Raw genomic sequence first — 15144 nt, 5'->3', positions numbered from 1 at the left:
GCCTGCCGGATCTCTTGACCCGGCAGGCCGTCAGACCGCCCCCAACCGTCAATGGTTGTACGGGAACGACGAGGTGAACGCCCGGTGTCAGTCGAACCAGCGGTCCCGCGCCAGTTCCTCCGTCCGCGACGGGTCCTCCAGCAGCGCCGCCACCTCGAACCGGCGCGGCCACTGCCCCGCCGCCCAGGCCAGGCCCGCCGCCACGCCCTCCAGCGTGGCCGCGTGCAGCACTCCGTCCGGCGCCCGGCGCCAGTCCAGCTCGACGCCGTCCACCCGGATCTCCTCGTGCTCGACGTATGTCTCCGGCGTCAGCGGACCCAGCAGGGCGCGCACCGGGGCCGGGACCGTGTGCCGCTCGCCCTCTTCGGCCACCTCCCCGGCCACCGTCTCGCTCAGCCGCCGTACCTGGAGCAGCTCCGCCAGCTCGGCGGCGCGCGCCGGGGACACCGGCAGCAGCGGCAGGCTGTCCGCGAGCGGCAGCAGGTCGGGGGCGTCCGCGATCAGCGCGTCGGCCGCGTCCACCACCCGCACCTCGCCGTCCACCACCACGCGCAGCTCGTCCGGGAGCGTCACCTCGTCCGGGTCGAGGTCCGCCAACGCCGTGTAGAGCGCGTGCAGTTGGCCGGAGGTCACCTCGCGCTCCGGGTCCGCGAGCCGGCCGAGCAGCTCCGCCGCGCCGCCCGGCTCGTCGAGCAGCGCGGCGACGGACGTCCGTACCCCCAGCGCCCGCAGCACCTGGGCATCGTCAAAGCCCGACGCGTCCACCGCGTCGTACAGCCCCGCCAGCAGCGGATCGCCGCCCTCGGCCCGCAGTCCGGCCGGGCGCCGCCCGTCGAGCACGGGATGGTCGCGCAGCCACCACGCGGTGTACGAGCGCACGCTCTCCGTCGTACCGTCCGGCAGCAGCACCCGTACGGGCTGGATCAGCGCGTCCCGCAGCGGCGGGCGCGCGAGCAGCGCCAGCGCGCGCGGCCAGGCGTCGTCATCGACCAGATCCAGGTCCCGTACGGCCACGATCTCCGTCGCCACCGGCGGCAACGGCCCCTCCGGCAGCCGGTCGAGCGCGTCCTCGCACCACACGTCGACCGCGTCCAGCAGGCCGACGTCGTCCGGCTCGGCGAAGTCGCCCTCTCTGGGCTCCAGTTCATCCGGGTCGAGGACGATGTCCGTGGCCCGTACGAGCGCGAAGTCCGCGAGCACGCCGCACGCGGCGAGCGGCTGTTCACCCCAGCGCTCGGCCAACTCCGCGTCAACAAAGGCGAGTTCATCCTCACGCAGTACAGATGCGAACGCGCTGCCCGGCAGCACCAGTTCACCGGCGGGCGCGGTCTCGCCGTCCTCGTCGGCCAGCGCGAGCGCGCCGAGCCACGGCTCGTCGCCCGGTTCGAGCGCCGCGTCCCGTACGAGCGACAGCACGATCTCGGCCAACTCCGCGGCATCCGGAGCCGCGTTGTCGTCCAGGCCGTCGTCCCACGCCTCCCCCGCGTCCAGCGACGCGGCCACCGCCGCCCGTACCTGAGGGGTCGTCAGAACAGCGCGCGGCGTGGCGGGCAGCGCGCCCAGCTTCTCCAGGAGGGGGTGGGCGGCGTCCGGGTGCGCGACCTTGAGGCCCAGCCGGGCCAGGTCCGTGGCCGCCTCCGCGCCCGGCAGCGGCAGCAGGATGTGGCGCGGCCCGATCGCCGTCCGCCCGTTGGCCAGCGGCACCGGCAGCCCCGACAGCCGCTCCGGATCGACCCCGGCAAGCGACTCGTACAGCCGCCGCCACCAGGCGGGCGGGCGCTCGGCACCCGCGATGCGCTCGATCGCGTCCCCGAGCGGCAGCCGGCCCACACCGAGCGTCCGCAGCTCCGGCCGCCGCTCCAGCCCGGCGGGCAGCAGCGTCGGCAGCACCTCCGCGAGTACGCGTACGGTGTCGGCGCCCGCGCCCTCGACGACCTCGGCCTCGAAGGGACGGAGGGCGGCCGTGCCGTCGCCCTCTTCCCCCTCGTCGCTCTCTTCCCCCTCGTCGCCCTCGTCGCCGGGTGCGGCCGGGACGAGGAACGCCACGCGCGGCAGCCGCTCCAGGATCGCCGCCCGCAGCCGCCCGTCCAGCTCGCCCTTCCCGAGCGGGCCCGGTACGAGGTCGATCACGCCCGTCGAACGCGGCTCCCACCCGCCCAGCAACCGCGCGTACGCGTCCGCCGCCTTCGCGACCAGGAAGTCCGTCAGCGGCCCCGGCGCCGGATGCCGCCGCGCGGTGTCCAGCGGCAACGACGCGATCAGCAGCGCGGGTACGCCGAGGGGCTCGTCGGTCGGCGTCGGCGCGTGCACGACGGGCGCGGTCCGCGGCCGTACGGGCGCGCCCCCGCCGTCCACCGGCACGGCCCACGTCACCGACCAGTACGGGCGCAGCCGCTCCTCCACGGGCCGCGCTTCGAGGAGGGCGGGCGGGGTGGCGCCGTGGTCGGCGACGACGCGCCAGCGGCGGCTGCCGTCGCGCGAGTCGTCGATGTCGACGTACGCGCCGTCGTGCGCCTCGTCTTTCGCGCCGTCGTTCGCGCCGTCCTTCGCGCCGTCTTTCGCGTCTTTCGGCTTGCCTTCCGTCTGCGACCTGCGGAGCGTGCGCTCCCCGTCGGCCGTCTCGATCACGACCTCGGAGAGCCCGGCGAGCGTCAGCAGCAGCGCGTCGTCCACGCCGTTCAGCAACCGCTCGACCAGATCCGTCGCGGCGGCGTCGCGCAGCGGCAGGACGACGACCGTGTCGTACCCGTCCGGCGCGGTGCCCTCGGCGGGCAGCGGCAGCCGCAGCAGCGGTACGTGCCCCTCCCTGCGCCGCAACTCGTCCCCCAGCCCGGGGCTGGCCTGCGCCGGCCCGGCCGCCAGCTCGCGCGCCTCCGCGAGCGACCACCGGACGCCGCCGTGCCGCCCCAGAATCGCCGGCTCGTCGCTGACCGCCAGCACCGCCGCGAACCCGACGCCGAAGCGTCCTACGGCCCCGACGGGCCCCTCGTGCTCCTCGCGCTTGGCGGAGGCGCGCAGGGTGGACAGCGACTCGACGCCGGTGGCGTCGAGGGGGGCGCCGGTGTTGGCGGCGACGAGCACGGCGGAGCCGTGGTCTGTGCCTGTGCCTTGGCCTGCGCCGTGCCCTGCGGCCCGCAGGGTCAGCCGGAGCCGGCCCGGCACCCCGGCGCGGGCGGCGGCGTCGGCGGCGTTCTGCGCCAACTCGACGACGAGCCGGTCGCGGTACCCGCCGAGCGCGAGATCCTCCTCGGCGTTGGCGTCCTCCCGGAACCGCGCGGGACTGGCCCCCCACGCGTCCAGCACCCCTCGCCGCAGCCGCGCCGTCCCGAACGGGTCGGCCCCCTCGGTCATCCTGACGCTGACGCTCACGCTCTGACTCCGCTCTGTCCACGACGGGTGCGGCTTGCCGCCCGTGCGGCCGAAGGTACCGCGACTCGCCTCCCGGCGAGTCGCCTCCCGGCGGGGGGCCGTGGTCTTTGGCGGTGCGGGGTGCGGGTCGGTTTGCCCGTGCCGGGGGCCGGGGCACTCCGGAGGCGCATCCCCGGATGCACGATTTACGCCGCGTGCGGGCCGGTTCTTCGACTGCGGACCGTACAGCGGCACAAATCACGCTCTACATCCGGGGACGTCACCTCCTGCGACCCCGGCCCCCTCCCGCCGGTGGGGGCGGGCGCACCGCCCGCGCGGCGCCGGGGTGGGCCGCCGTGGCAGTGACTTCTGGGACTGCGCAACAACGGCAGCGAGTTGAGCGTGCATCACGCGGCGGCTACCTACCGGACGGAGGACCCGGGGCGCTTGTGACCCGAGACGCCCCACGGCCCCCGCCGGGAGGCGATCCCGCCGAAAGGCTACGAGTGGCCCAAGTCCTCCGGGGACCCGTCGCCCAGCGGTACCGAGCCGCTGTCCGGGGCCGGCCTCAGTGGGAACGCGTCCGCGCCCATGGAGTCCAGTACCGGCGGCGGGGGCCGCAAGGGCTTGGGCATGACGGCGGCTTCGGAGTGGCCGCCGCAGCCGTACGAGAGGGAGACGATGTGGCCGTCCGCCGGGGAGAACTCGTTCGCGCAGACGCCGAACGCCTGGCGCAGCGAGCCCGCCAGCGGGAGCAGGAAGCCGCAGGAGACGCAGGGGGCTGGGGCCGCCTGGGCCATGGGGGTCTTCGCGCCGAAGGACTCGTCCCAGCGGTCCGCCGCGATGTGCAGGCCGTAGCGGGACAGGACGCGGGCGCGGCGCAGGCCGAGTTCCTCGGCGACCGCCGCGATCGTGGAGCGGGTGGGGACGGCCGGGGACTCCGTGGCGGGGGCGGCGGGCGAGTCCGGGGTGGCCGTGGGCTCGTACGGGGTCTCCGTGAGGTCGAGCGGCTCGGTGTCGTCGGTGAGTTCGGGGTAGGCCAGGGCCTCGGCCGGGACCGTGCCCGCCGGGGCCTCGTCGCCGGCGTCCTCGCCCGCGTACCCCGGCTCCAGCCGGAGGTCGTCCGCCTCGGTGGGCAGCAGGTCGCCGGGGCCCATGTCGCCGGGGCGCAGGCGCTCGCTCCAGGGCACCCATTCGGGGGCCAGCAGGGAGTCCGGGCCGGGCAGCAGCACCGTTTCGTCGAGGGTGACGACCTTCGCGCGGGAGGCGCGGGTGACCGTCACGGCCCAGCGCCAGCCGCGGTAGCCCATCTCCTTGCACTCGAAGAAGTGGGTGACGACCCGGTCCCCCTCCGCCACCGCCGAGACATGTTCCCCGACAACCCCGGGCGCGGCCGCCTCCTCGGCAGCCGACCTGGCGAGGTCTACCGCCTCGGCGCACAGGCGGTCGGGGGTTCGGCTTCGCGTCGTCGCAGCACTCACAGGTCTCGCTTCTCTCCTACGCCGTCTCACGGGTGCGCCAACCGATTCGCGGTGGTACGAGGCGAGGGCGGAGCGGACCAGAGGGCCGCATCGACGTCCACGCCCGCGTATTTCCTCGGGCACACCTCTCTCCATCCATTCTGCGGGATGGCGAAGAGGCGCGCGGCCGAGAACAACCGCCGGTGGCGCGCTACGCACGCTACCCCCTCCGCCGCCCGCCGCCCACCTGCGCGCCGCCTTTCCGGTGCTTCGGCGCACACCGCAACCAGGCCGTAACCCAATGGTCAAAGGGGCGGCGGGCGGTTCGGGGACGGTCCCAGGAGAGTTGAGGAGAGATTTCGGGCGCGTCCGCCCGTAATGGGGCTTACCGGGGGCGCGCCGCCGTCGTCATGTCCGGGATCGGTTCGCGCCACCCGGCGTTGGGGCACTATGGCGGAGTGGCAGCCGTCAGGTCGTCCCGCTCGGGCAGAGGCGGCCCGCTCCGCAGGGCGGGGCGGGCCGTCGGCCGCGCGCTGCGGCTGCCGTTCACGGCCGCCGTCCGGGGCGTACGGAAGGCGACGCACGCGCACGGCGCGGGCGAGTCCGGGCTCGGGAAGCTGATCGAGCTGCACGCGGTGAACGGCGCCGGCGATGTCATGATCACGGTCGCGCTGGCGTCCACGGTCTTCTTCGCCGTACCGACGGACGAGGCGCGCGGGCGTGTCGCGCTCTATCTGGCCATCACGATGGCGCCCTTCACCCTCCTCGCGCCGGTCATCGGCCCCCTCCTGGACCGCCTCCCGCACGGCCGCCGCGCCGCGATGGCCGGGGCGATGCTGACCCGGGCGGTGCTGGCGATCCTCATGTCCACGGCCGTCATCACCGGCGGCCTGGAGCTGTATCCGGCGGCGCTCGGCGTGCTGGTCGCGTCGAAGGCGTACGGAGTGGTGCGCAGCGCGGTCGTGCCGCGGCTGCTGCCGCCGCGCTTCTCGCTGGTACGGGCGAACTCCCGCGTGACCCTCGCCGGGCTGCTGGCGACCGGCATCGCGGCGCCGATCGGCGCGGGGCTGCATCAGTTCGGGCCCCGGCTGCCGCTCTACGGCGCCTGTGTGATCTTCCTCGGCGGTACGGTCCTGGCGTTCACGCTGCCGCCCAAGGTGGACTCGGCCAAGGGCGAGCGCCGGGCCCGGCTGGTGCCGGTGCCCGTGCCGGGCGTGGTCGCGGAGCGGGTACGGAACCGACGGGAGAAGCGGGGCAAGCCGCGCAAACCCCGGCGGCCCGGACTGCGTGCCGTGGGGCCCGGGGTCCTGCACGGCCTCCAGGCGAACGCCACGCACCGCGCCCTCTCCGGCTTCCTCATCTTCTTCCTCGCGTTCCTGCTGCGCGAGCACCCGCTGTCCGGGCAGAGCGAGGCCGTCTCGCTGGGCATCGTGGGAGTGGCCGCCGGCGCCGGCAACGCGCTGGGTACGGCGGTGGGCGCCTGGCTGAAGGCGCGCGGCCCGGAGGTGATCATCGCGACCATGCTGGGGATCGCGCTCGCCGCCTCGATCCTGGCGGCGCTGTTCTTCGGAGGCGTGATGATGGCCGTCCTGTGCGCCATCGCGGGCTTCTCGCAGGCGCTGTCCAAGCTGTCCCTGGACGCGATGATCCAGCGCGATGTCCCGGAGGAGGTGCGGACGTCGGCGTTCGCCCGGTCCGAGACGCTGCTCCAGATGGCGTGGGTGGTGGGCGGGGCGATCGGGATCGCGCTGCCGCTCAATGGCGTGCTGGGGATGTCGGTGGCCGCGGGCCTCGTCGCGCTCGGCGCGCTCGCCGCCGTACGGGGGCTGCTGCGGGCGGCGGGACGGCCGGGCGGGGCTCCTCGGGTGGCGTGATCCCCGGGTGGCGTGATCCCCTGCCGGGGCAGGATCGGGTGCCGGTACGGGTCGCGCTCCGGGGCCGGAAGCGGCTCGCCGCCGTACCCCCTCGCCCCTCGGCCGCGGGCAACCGATAACCTTCGGCCCATGACCGTAGCGCTCCTCTCTGGTAGGTCCCGCCGGGCCGGTGCCGTGCTCGGCGCGGTGTCCGCCGGGCTCCTCGTCCTCGCCGCCTGTGACAAGCCGACGCCGCTCTCGACCGTCACGGTGGGCACCGATTCGGTCAACACCGAGGCGGCCTGCTACAACGACGGCAAGGCGCTCAAGAACGACGACGCCGCGGCCTGCCTGAACAAGAAGGCCACCAAAACCATCGACGTCTCCACCGACGACAAGATCCGCTTCGGCGTCGATCCGGAGATCGCCGAGCACGGCTGGACGCTCTTCATCAACGGCCAGCGGGCCGAGCAGGAGCCGTACAAGAAGACGTACCGGACCATCCCGGCCAGCGCCTTCTTCTCCACCCAGACCGGCGAGGCCGTCGACACCGTCCAGATCAGCGTCGTCGAGACGACCGGCAAGGGCGTCAGCGGTATCTGGCACTTCCGGCTGAAGAAGTCCTGACCCGCTGATGCGTGTGCTCGTGGTGACCGCGGTGGCGGCGGAGGCCGACGCCGTCGTCGCCGGGCTCGGCCGGTACGCCGCCTCCGGCGTCCGGGAGCTGATGGGCGGGTACGAGGTGTCCGGCCTCGCCCAGTACACGCCCCGGCCCGGGTCCGTACAGATACCGGTCGTGGATGTGCTGGCGGGCGGTGTCGGCCCGGTCGCGGCGGCGGTCGCCACGGCGACGGCGCTGGCCTCCTCGCCGTACGACCCGCCGTACCACCTGGTCGTCTCGGCGGGCATCGGCGGCGGCTTCCTGCCGCACGCGCCCATCGGGTCGCTCGTGGTCGCGGACTCGATCGTGGCGGCGGACCTGGGCGCCGGGTCCCCCGACGGCTATCTCCCGGTCGAGGAGCTGGGGTTCGGTCGTGGGGTCCATCGGCCGGCGCCCGCGCTCTCGGCGCGGCTGGCGGGGATCCTCGACGCCGATCCGCGGCTCCGGGCGGTCCTCGCGCCCGTCCTCACCGTCTCCACCGTGACCGGCACGGCCGCCCGCACCGCCGAACTGACGGACCGTCACCCACGGGCCGCCGCCGAGGCGATGGAGGGTTTCGGGGTCGCCGAGGCCGCCGCCGCCCACTCCGTGCCGTGTGTGGAGATCCGCGCCATCTCCAACACCGTGGGCCCGCGCGACCGGGACTCCTGGCGGATCGGCCCGGCGCTGGACGCGCTGCGGTACGCGTTCACGCTGCTCACCCCCGTATTCGAGGAGGCGTCATGACGTCGCGGTCGCAGTCGCAGTCGCAGCAGCGGGCTGGTTCTGGTTCCGGTTCCGAGGCTCTTCGGATCGCCTACTCGCCCTGCCCCAACGACACCTTCACCTTCGACGCCCTGGCCCACGGCCGGGTGCCGGGCGCGCCGGCCCTCGATGTCACGTTCGCGGACATCCACCTCACCAACGGCATGGCGGAACGCGGTGAGTTCGACGTCCTGAAGGTCTCGTACGCGGTGCTGCCGTGGGTCCTCGACGAGTACACCCTGCTGCCCTGCGGCGGCGCCCTGGGCCGGGGCTGCGGGCCGCTCGTGCTCACCCGCGAGCCGGGACCGGCCGCCGGGCTGGCGGGGAAGACCGTCGCCGTGCCGAGCGAGCGCTCCACGGCGTATCTGCTCTTCCGGCTGTGGGCGGCGGAGACCGTGCCCGGCGGGGTGGGCGAGGTAGTCGTGATGCCGTTCCACGAGATCATGCCCGCGGTACGGGACGGCAAGGTGGACGCCGGGCTCGTCATCCACGAGGCACGCTTCACGTACCAGAACTACGGGCTGCGCCGCCTCGCGGACATGGGCGAGCACTGGGAGTCCACGACGGGCCTGCCGATCCCGCTCGGCGCGATCATCGCGAAGCGGTCGCTGGGCGGCGAGACGCTGGAGCTGCTGGCCGACTCGATCCGCCGGTCGGTCCGGATGGCCTGGGACGACCCGGAGGTCTCGCGGCCGTACGTCCTGGCGCACTCCCAGGAGATGGACCCGGCGGTCGCCGACCAGCACATCGGGCTGTACGTCAACGAGTTCACGGCGAACCTCGGGACCGACGGCTACGCGGCCGTACGCGGGCTGCTCACGCGCGCGGCGGCCGAGGGGCTCGTACCGCCCCTCGGCCAGGACGCGCTGCGGTTCGTCTGAGGTCCGGCGCCCGAGGCCGTATAGCCAGAGGCCCGGTCCTGAGGCCCGGTTTCGGGCCTATACGTCCAGCTGGTCCGCCACCGCGCGCAGCAGGCTCGCGATCTTGGCGCCGTGCACCTTGTCGGGGTAGCGCCCGCGCTCCAGCATCGGTGTGATGTTCTCCAGCAGCGTCGTCAGGTCCTGCACGATCGAGGCCAGTTCATCGGGCTTGCGGCGCTGCGCGGCGGCGACCGACGGCGCCGGATCGAGGACCGTCACGGAGAGCGCCTGGTCACCCCGCTGGCCCGCCACAACCCCGAACTCCACCCGCTGGCCCGGCTTGAGGGCGTCGACTCCGTCGGGGAGGACCGACGAGTGGACGAAGACGTCGCCGCCGTCGTCGCGGGAGAGAAAGCCGAAGCCCTTCTCGCTGTTGAACCACTTGACCTTGCCGGTAGGCACGTCTGTCCTCGTCCTCGTACTCGTTGGGCGCTGGCGCGCGCGAAAACGGCTCTGGATGGCGCTGGATAGCAGTGGATAGCGCTGGATAGCGGTGGTGCGGGGCCATGGCCGCCGCACTGGTCCAAGGCTAATGGTCCAGGGGCTGGTGACAAGACGTCGCCGGTCGGTTCCTTTCCGCTGTTGTCCGCAGGGAACTACCCTGGTGGGGTGACTGCTACTCCTGCACCCCGTACGGCGGACGAGACCGGACCCGGCGACGGGCTGGTCCGTATCGGCGCGATCGTCTTCATCGCGGGCGCCCTCGCGACCCTGATCACCGTGGCGCCGCTCTTCCTCGGCACCGATCCGTTCCCGCCCATCGCCTACGGCGTCTGCATGCTGATGGGCCTCGGCTTCGCGATCGCCGGGGCGGGGGTGCTGCGGTCGATCGGCGCGCAGCGGCGGCTGGCCAAGGCCGCGGGCGGGGGCTCGTGAGCGGGTACGGCGCCGCTTACCGCGTGGCCTGTTCCGTCGCGTAACTCTCCAGCCACGCCGGGAACTCCGTGAGGTCCGTCAGGATCACGTCCGCGCCCGCCGCGCGCAGCTCCTGCTCGTCGCACGGTCCGGTCGGTACCGCCACGGACAGCGCCCGTGCCGTACGCGCGCCGCGTACGTCGCCGATGTGGTCGCCGACGTACACCGTCGCGCCGTGCGCGATCAGCGCCTCCGCCTTCTGCTCGGCCCAGAGCTGGCCGACGACGGCGTCCGGCTCTATGCCGAGGTGGTCGAGGTGGAGGGCGGCGCTCGTGCCGTGCTTGGCGGTGACGACGATCGCCCGGCCGCCGCGGGCCTGGACGGCGGCGACCGCCTCGTGGGCGCCGGGCATGGCGAGGGTCGGGGCGATGGCGAGTTCGAGGTAGATCTCCCGGTAGCGGTCCCGGACGGTGGGGATGCGCTCCTCGGGGAACCAGTGCGCCAGTTCCTGCTCCAGCGGCGGCCCGAGCCGGCTGACGGCCAGGTCCGCGTCGATCGTGACGCCGGTCTCGGCGGCGAGCGCGGTGAACGCGGCGTGGATGCCGGGCCGTGAGTCGATGAGGGTCATGTCGAGGTCGAAGCCGACGGTGGGAGCGGTGTGGGGTGCGTGCGACGTGCCTGTGGTGTGGGGCGTCTGGGGCATAGAAGGATCCATGGGGCCATTGTGCCCAGGCCGATCGCGGGCGAGTCGGGCGGAGGCGAGTGGAGACGGGTGGAGACGGGTGGCTTGATCCGGGTGCTTAGACTGACCGTCGATTCAGCCGGCCTTCACCCTCACCTCTCGTCGATTGGTTCCGATGGCAGCCGCCGCTCCGCCGGTCCACGGCACGGAACAGACCGGTGCCCGCCGCCGGGGCGTACCTGCCGTCCGCCGTGCCGGCTGGACCGCGGTGGCCCTCGTCGCCCTGCTGCTCGCGGTCCTGCTGAGCCTCGCGGTCGGGGCGCGCGCGGTCGCCCCCTCGGCCGTCGTGGACGCGCTGCTGCGCGGCGGGGACAGCGACGACGCCGAGGTCGTACGGCAGTTGCGGGTGCCGCGCACGCTGATCGGGCTGATGGTCGGCGCGGCGCTCGCCGTCGCGGGCACCGCGCTCCAGGGCATCACCCGCAATCCGATCGCCGACCCGGGGATCCTCGGCATCAGCCAGGGCGCCTCGGTGGGGGTCGTGCTGGCCATCGCGTTCGCCGGGGTGCACACACTGACCGGGTACGTCTGGTACGCCTTCGTCGGCGCCGGGATCGCCTCCGTCGCGGTGTACGCGATCGCGGCGGGCGGGCGCGGGGGCGCGACCCCGGTGAAGCTCGCGCTCGGCGGCGCCGCGGTCAACGCGCTGCTGGTGTCGGTGACCACGGCCGTTCTGACGACGAACGCGGCGGCGCTGGACGAGTTCCGCTTCTGGCAGGTCGGCTCGATCGCGGGCCGGGACGCCGAAGTGGCCCGGCAGGTATGGCCGTTCCTGCTGGTGGGCATGGTTCTGGTGGGGTACGTGGCGCGCGGGCTCGACGCGCTGGCGCTCGGCGACGACATGGCGCGCGGCCTCGGGCAGAACGTCGCGGCGGTACGGGTGCTGGGCGGCCTCGGGGCGACGGTGCTGACCGGGGTCGGGGTCGCGGCGGCCGGGCCGATCGCCTTCGTCGGGCTGGCCGTACCGCATATCGCGCGCGCGGCCGTCGGGACGGACCACCGCTGGGTGCTGCCGATGGCGGCGCTGCTCGGGCCGGTGATGCTGCTGGTGTCCGATGTCGTGGGCCGGGTCGTGTTCCCGCCGGGCGAGGTGCCGGCGGGGGTGACGACGGCGCTGCTGGGGGTGCCGTTCCTGGTGGCGCTCGTACGGCGGAAGGCGGTGCCGGCGTGACGGCCACGACGGGGCTGCCCGCCGGTCGCGTACGGCCCGCCGGGTACGCGCGTGTGCGGGTCGGCGGCGGGCGGGCCACGTTTCTGCTGCACCGGCGCGCGGCGGCCGTGGCGCTCGGGCTGGCCGTGGCGCTCGGCGCGGTGTGCGTGGCGTATCTGAGCGTCGGGGAGAGCTTCGTACCGCCCGGCGAGGTGCTGAAGGTGCTGCTGGGGCGGGAGTCGTCGGCCGAGCTGGTCGTCGGGACGCTGCGGCTGCCGCGTATGACCGTCGGGCTGCTGGTCGGGCTCGCCTTCGGGGTGGCGGGCGCGCTGATCCAGACCGTCGCCCGCAATCCGCTCGCCAGCCCGGACATCATCGGCGTCAGCCAGGGCGCGAGCGCGCTGACGGTGGCGGCGATGACGTTCGGGCTGACGTCGTACTCCGTACTGCCGTATCTCTCGGTGGCCGGGGGGCTGGTGGCGGCGGCGCTGGTGTACGTCTTCGCGTGGCGCGGCGGGCTGCACGCGACGCGGTTCGTGCTGATCGGTATCGGCTTCGCGATCGCGCTGCGGTCCGTGACCACGCTCTTTCTCACCAAAGGCGATCTGCGACTGGCCCAGCAGGCGCAGGTGTGGATGACCGGCTCGCTCAACGGCCGCGGCTGGGAGGCCGCCGGGCCGCTGGGGTGGGTGCTGCTGCTCCTGCTGCCGGCGGTGGCGTGGGCGGCGTGGGCGCAGCGCACCGTGTCGCTGGACGACGACACCGCGACCGCGCTGGGGGTACGGCTCGGCCGCGTCCGGCTCGGGCTGGTGCTGGTCGGGGTGGTGCTGGCGTCGGTCGCGACGGGCGCGGCGGGCCCGGTGGACTTCGTGGCACTGCTGGCACCGCAGATCGCGCGACGGCTGACCCGCACCGCCCAGCTCCCACTGCTGAGTTCGGCGCTGCTGGGCGCGGTGATCGTCGTCCTGACGGATCTGCTGGCACGCCGACTGCTGGCGCCGACGGAACTGCCGGTGGGGGTACTGACGGCGGCGGTGGGCGCGCCGTATCTGATCTGGCTGATCATCCGGGGGCGTACGGCGGGAGGCAGGACGTGAGCGAGGCCGAGGGCGTGCGGGAGCACGGGGCCGGGGGCGAGGTACGTACGTACGAGGCGAGCGGTCCGGGCGCCGTCGAGCCGGGTGCGAGCGGGCCCGGGGGCGTCACCCCCGGCGCGAGCCGGCTCGTCGCTCGCGCGCTCACGCTCGCGTACGAGGACCGTACCGTCGTCGATGGTCTCGATCTCGCCGTCCCGGACGGGCGGGTGTCGGTGATCGTCGGGCCGAACGCCTGCGGCAAGTCGACCACGCTGCGCGCCCTGGGGCGGCTTCTGCGGCCGAAGGGCGGCTCCGTGCTGCTGGACGGTGCCGAGCTGGCGAAGATCCCCACGCGCCGGATCGCGCGCGCCATCGGTCTGCTGCCGCAGTCGCCTTCGGCGCCCGAGGCGATCACCGTCGCCGATCTGGTCGCGCGCGGGCGGCAGCCGCACCAGCGCTGGTGGCAGCAGTGGTCGGACGACGACGAGCGCGCGGTGACGGACGCGATGGCCCGTACGGACGTGACCGCGCTCGCCGACCGCCCGGTGGACGAACTCTCCGGGGGCCAGCGGCAGCGCGTGTGGATCGCCATGGCTCTCGCGCAGGAGACGGAGCTGCTCCTGCTCGACGAGCCGACGACCTTCCTCGACATCGCCCACCAGGTGGAGGTTCTCGACCTCGTCCGCCGTCTCAACCACGAGCGGGCCCGTACGGTCGTCATCGTCCTCCACGACCTCAACCAGGCCGCCCGCTACGCCGACCATCTGATCGCCATGAAGGCCGGCCGGATCGTGGCGGAGGGTCCGCCCGGCGAGGTGGTGACGGCGGAGCTGGTGCGTGAGGTCTTCGGTCTGGCGGCGGTCGTCATCCCGGATCCGGTGACGGGTTCGCCGCTGGTGGTGCCGGGGATGCCGTACCGCCCGGAGAGCGGATTCTGACCGTACGGGACAGACGGTTTCGCGCCATCTCTCGGCGGCCCGCAGCCCCCTCCAAGGCCCGCGATGCGCGGAATTACGGGCCGCCTGGGGGTGTCCTGAAACCGTCCCTCACTTCACTCCAAAAATAACGAACCGGTAACGCATAGGGCTATACGTCCGCTAGTGTTCGTCTCGGACAACGCCTTCCGTCGCATGCCTTCCGTCGCGCGCTCCACGACCTGACTCGTTCCCAGCGTCAGCCCGTGCGACGGAATCCTTTCGGTTGGCATGGGTGTCGCTCTGTTCCTGTGAAAGCGGGAAGCACACTGTGAGCAAACCCCCCGCTCCCGAGACCGCCGCGACCGCCTCAACTCCCGCATACGAGGCTTCGCTCGTCGTCGCGGACCGGACCGACGCCGCCGACGGCGTCATCGCCCTGACGCTCCGCCACCCCGACTGCGCGCCCCTCCCGGAGTGGCTGCCCGGCGCCCATATCGATCTGCTGCTCGGCAACGGCCTGGTCCGGCACTACTCGCTCTGCGGCGACCCCGGCGACCGGTCGGCGTGGCGGATCGGCGTCCTGCGGGTCCCGGAGAGCCGCGGCGGCTCGGCGTACGTGCACGACGCACTGCTCGCCGGCGCGTCGGTACGGGTGCGCGGACCGCGCAACAACTTCGCGCTCCGGCCCGCCGATCGCTATCTGTTCGTGGCGGGCGGCATCGGGATCACCCCCGTACTGCCGATGATCGCCGCCGCCGAGGCCGCCGGGGCGCGGTGGGAGCTGCTCTACGGCGGCCGGACGCGTTCCTCGATGGCCTTCCTGGACGAACTGGCCGCGTACGGAGGCGCGGTGACCGTCCGTCCGCAGGACGAGCACGGCCGGCTCGACCTCGACGACTGCCTGGGCAAACCGGCGGACGACACGCTCGTCTACTGCTGCGGCCCCGAACCGCTGCTGGCCGCCGTCGAGGAACGGTGCCTGGCGTGGCCGGCCGGGGCGCTGCGGGTCGAGCGGTTCCGGCCGACGGCCGTCACCGCCCCCGGCACCGATGCGGGCGGCGGCGCCGACGCCGACGCCTTCGAGGTGGTCCTCTCCCGCTCCGGGCAGACCCTCCAAGTGCCGCCCGGGACAAGCGTGCTGGCCGCCGCCCAGCAGGCCGGGGTGGCCGTGCCGTTCTCCTGCGCCGAAGGCATCTGCGGCACCTGCGAGACCGAGGTGCTGGAGGGCGAGCCCGACCACCGGGACTCGGTGCTCAGCGCGGCGGAGCGGGAGTCCGGCGAAACCATGATGATCTGCGTCTCCCGCTCGCGCGGCCCCCAGCTGGTCCTCGATCTGTGACCGCCGGGCACACCGCCCCCGAAGCCGCCCCCGGGAGCCGCCGCCGACGCGCGCCCGCACCTCGGCGACCCCAGAACTG

13 protein-coding genes are annotated in these 15144 nt (G+C 74.0%); 9 read left to right on the top strand and 4 right to left on the bottom strand.

Features of this window, described 5'->3' with window-relative positions; genetic code table 11:
* Positions 1–87 precede the first annotated feature (87 nt).
* Both DVK44_RS19495 and DVK44_RS19490 read right to left on the bottom strand, forming a co-directional pair.
* Positions 88–3351, bottom strand: a complete 3264-nt coding sequence (locus DVK44_RS19495; protein ID WP_114665285.1) for a sacsin N-terminal ATP-binding-like domain-containing protein — start codon at positions 3349–3351, stop codon at positions 88–90.
* Between the two features lie 497 nt (positions 3352–3848).
* Complete coding sequence (locus DVK44_RS19490) at positions 3849–4829, bottom strand: DUF3027 domain-containing protein (RefSeq protein ID WP_114660800.1); 981 nt, start codon at positions 4827–4829, stop codon at positions 3849–3851.
* Positions 4830–5218: 389 nt separating this feature from the next.
* Between DVK44_RS19490 and DVK44_RS19485 the strand changes: the two genes are divergently transcribed.
* From DVK44_RS19485 to DVK44_RS19470, 4 genes are all read left to right on the top strand, one after another.
* On the top strand, positions 5219–6682 hold the full coding sequence (locus DVK44_RS19485) for an MFS transporter (protein WP_114660799.1): 1464 nt from the start codon (positions 5219–5221) through the stop codon (positions 6680–6682).
* 129 nt (positions 6683–6811) lie between these two features.
* Complete coding sequence (locus tag DVK44_RS19480; RefSeq protein ID WP_114660798.1) at positions 6812–7288, top strand: DUF2771 domain-containing protein; 477 nt, start codon at positions 6812–6814, stop codon at positions 7286–7288.
* A gap of 7 nt (positions 7289–7295) precedes the next feature.
* A complete protein-coding gene (locus DVK44_RS19475) occupies positions 7296–8048 on the top strand; it encodes a futalosine hydrolase (RefSeq protein ID WP_114660797.1) in 753 nt (250 codons plus the stop codon).
* The gene (locus DVK44_RS19470; RefSeq protein WP_228447264.1) at positions 8045–8947 is read left to right on the top strand and encodes a 1,4-dihydroxy-6-naphthoate synthase; all 903 of its coding nucleotides are present in this window, start codon (positions 8045–8047) and stop codon (positions 8945–8947) included. The genes DVK44_RS19475 and DVK44_RS19470 overlap by 4 nt, the downstream gene beginning before the upstream one ends.
* A 57-nt stretch (positions 8948–9004) precedes the next feature.
* On the opposite strand, the gene DVK44_RS37655 is transcribed toward DVK44_RS19470, so the two are convergent.
* Positions 9005–9388, bottom strand: a complete 384-nt coding sequence (locus DVK44_RS37655) for a cold-shock protein (protein ID WP_114660796.1) — start codon at positions 9386–9388, stop codon at positions 9005–9007.
* Positions 9389–9595: 207 nt separating this feature from the next.
* Here DVK44_RS37655 and DVK44_RS19460 point away from each other — a divergent pair, with 207 nt between their 5' ends.
* Positions 9596–9862, top strand: coding sequence for a hypothetical protein (locus DVK44_RS19460; protein ID WP_114660795.1), 267 nt, complete (start codon positions 9596–9598; stop codon positions 9860–9862).
* 16 nt (positions 9863–9878) lie between these two features.
* On the opposite strand, the gene DVK44_RS19455 is transcribed toward DVK44_RS19460, so the two are convergent.
* The gene (locus DVK44_RS19455) at positions 9879–10544 is read right to left on the bottom strand and encodes an HAD family hydrolase (RefSeq protein WP_114660794.1); all 666 of its coding nucleotides are present in this window, start codon (positions 10542–10544) and stop codon (positions 9879–9881) included.
* Between the two features lie 154 nt (positions 10545–10698).
* Here DVK44_RS19455 and DVK44_RS19450 point away from each other — a divergent pair, with 154 nt between their 5' ends.
* The 4 genes from DVK44_RS19450 to DVK44_RS19435 all read left to right on the top strand — a co-directional run bounded on the left by DVK44_RS19450 (position 10699) and on the right by DVK44_RS19435 (position 15065).
* Positions 10699–11754, top strand: a complete 1056-nt coding sequence (locus DVK44_RS19450; protein WP_114660793.1) for a FecCD family ABC transporter permease — start codon at positions 10699–10701, stop codon at positions 11752–11754.
* Positions 11751–12830, top strand: a complete 1080-nt coding sequence (locus DVK44_RS19445; RefSeq protein WP_114660792.1) for a FecCD family ABC transporter permease — start codon at positions 11751–11753, stop codon at positions 12828–12830. The genes DVK44_RS19450 and DVK44_RS19445 overlap by 4 nt, the downstream gene beginning before the upstream one ends.
* Positions 12827–13747, top strand: coding sequence for an ABC transporter ATP-binding protein (locus DVK44_RS19440; protein ID WP_228447262.1), 921 nt, complete (start codon positions 12827–12829; stop codon positions 13745–13747). The genes DVK44_RS19445 and DVK44_RS19440 overlap by 4 nt, the downstream gene beginning before the upstream one ends.
* Before the next feature lie 307 nt (positions 13748–14054).
* Complete coding sequence (locus tag DVK44_RS19435) at positions 14055–15065, top strand: PDR/VanB family oxidoreductase (RefSeq protein ID WP_114660791.1); 1011 nt, start codon at positions 14055–14057, stop codon at positions 15063–15065.
* The last annotated feature ends 79 nt before the right edge of the window (positions 15066–15144 follow it).

Source organism: Streptomyces paludis, from assembly GCF_003344965.1.
Lineage (GTDB): Bacteria > Actinomycetota > Actinomycetes > Streptomycetales > Streptomycetaceae > Streptomyces > Streptomyces paludis.
The sequence above is the reverse complement of the archived record's forward strand: the minus strand, read 5'-3'. Positions and strand labels throughout refer to the sequence as shown.

Coding starts and splice junctions, on each gene's coding strand:
- DVK44_RS19475 (WP_114660797.1), top strand. CDS start 7,296: ATGCGTGTGCTCGTGGTGACCGCGGTGGCGGCGGAGGCCGACGCCGTC.
- DVK44_RS19455 (WP_114660794.1), bottom strand. CDS start 10,544: ATGCCCCAGACGCCCCACACCACAGGCACGTCGCACGCACCCCACACC.
- DVK44_RS19480 (WP_114660798.1), top strand. CDS start 6,812: ATGACCGTAGCGCTCCTCTCTGGTAGGTCCCGCCGGGCCGGTGCCGTG.
- DVK44_RS19450 (WP_114660793.1), top strand. CDS start 10,699: ATGGCAGCCGCCGCTCCGCCGGTCCACGGCACGGAACAGACCGGTGCC.
- DVK44_RS19495 (WP_114665285.1), bottom strand. CDS start 3,351: ATGACCGAGGGGGCCGACCCGTTCGGGACGGCGCGGCTGCGGCGAGGG.
- DVK44_RS19485 (WP_114660799.1), top strand. CDS start 5,219: ATGTCCGGGATCGGTTCGCGCCACCCGGCGTTGGGGCACTATGGCGGA.
- DVK44_RS19470 (WP_228447264.1), top strand. CDS start 8,045: ATGACGTCGCGGTCGCAGTCGCAGTCGCAGCAGCGGGCTGGTTCTGGT.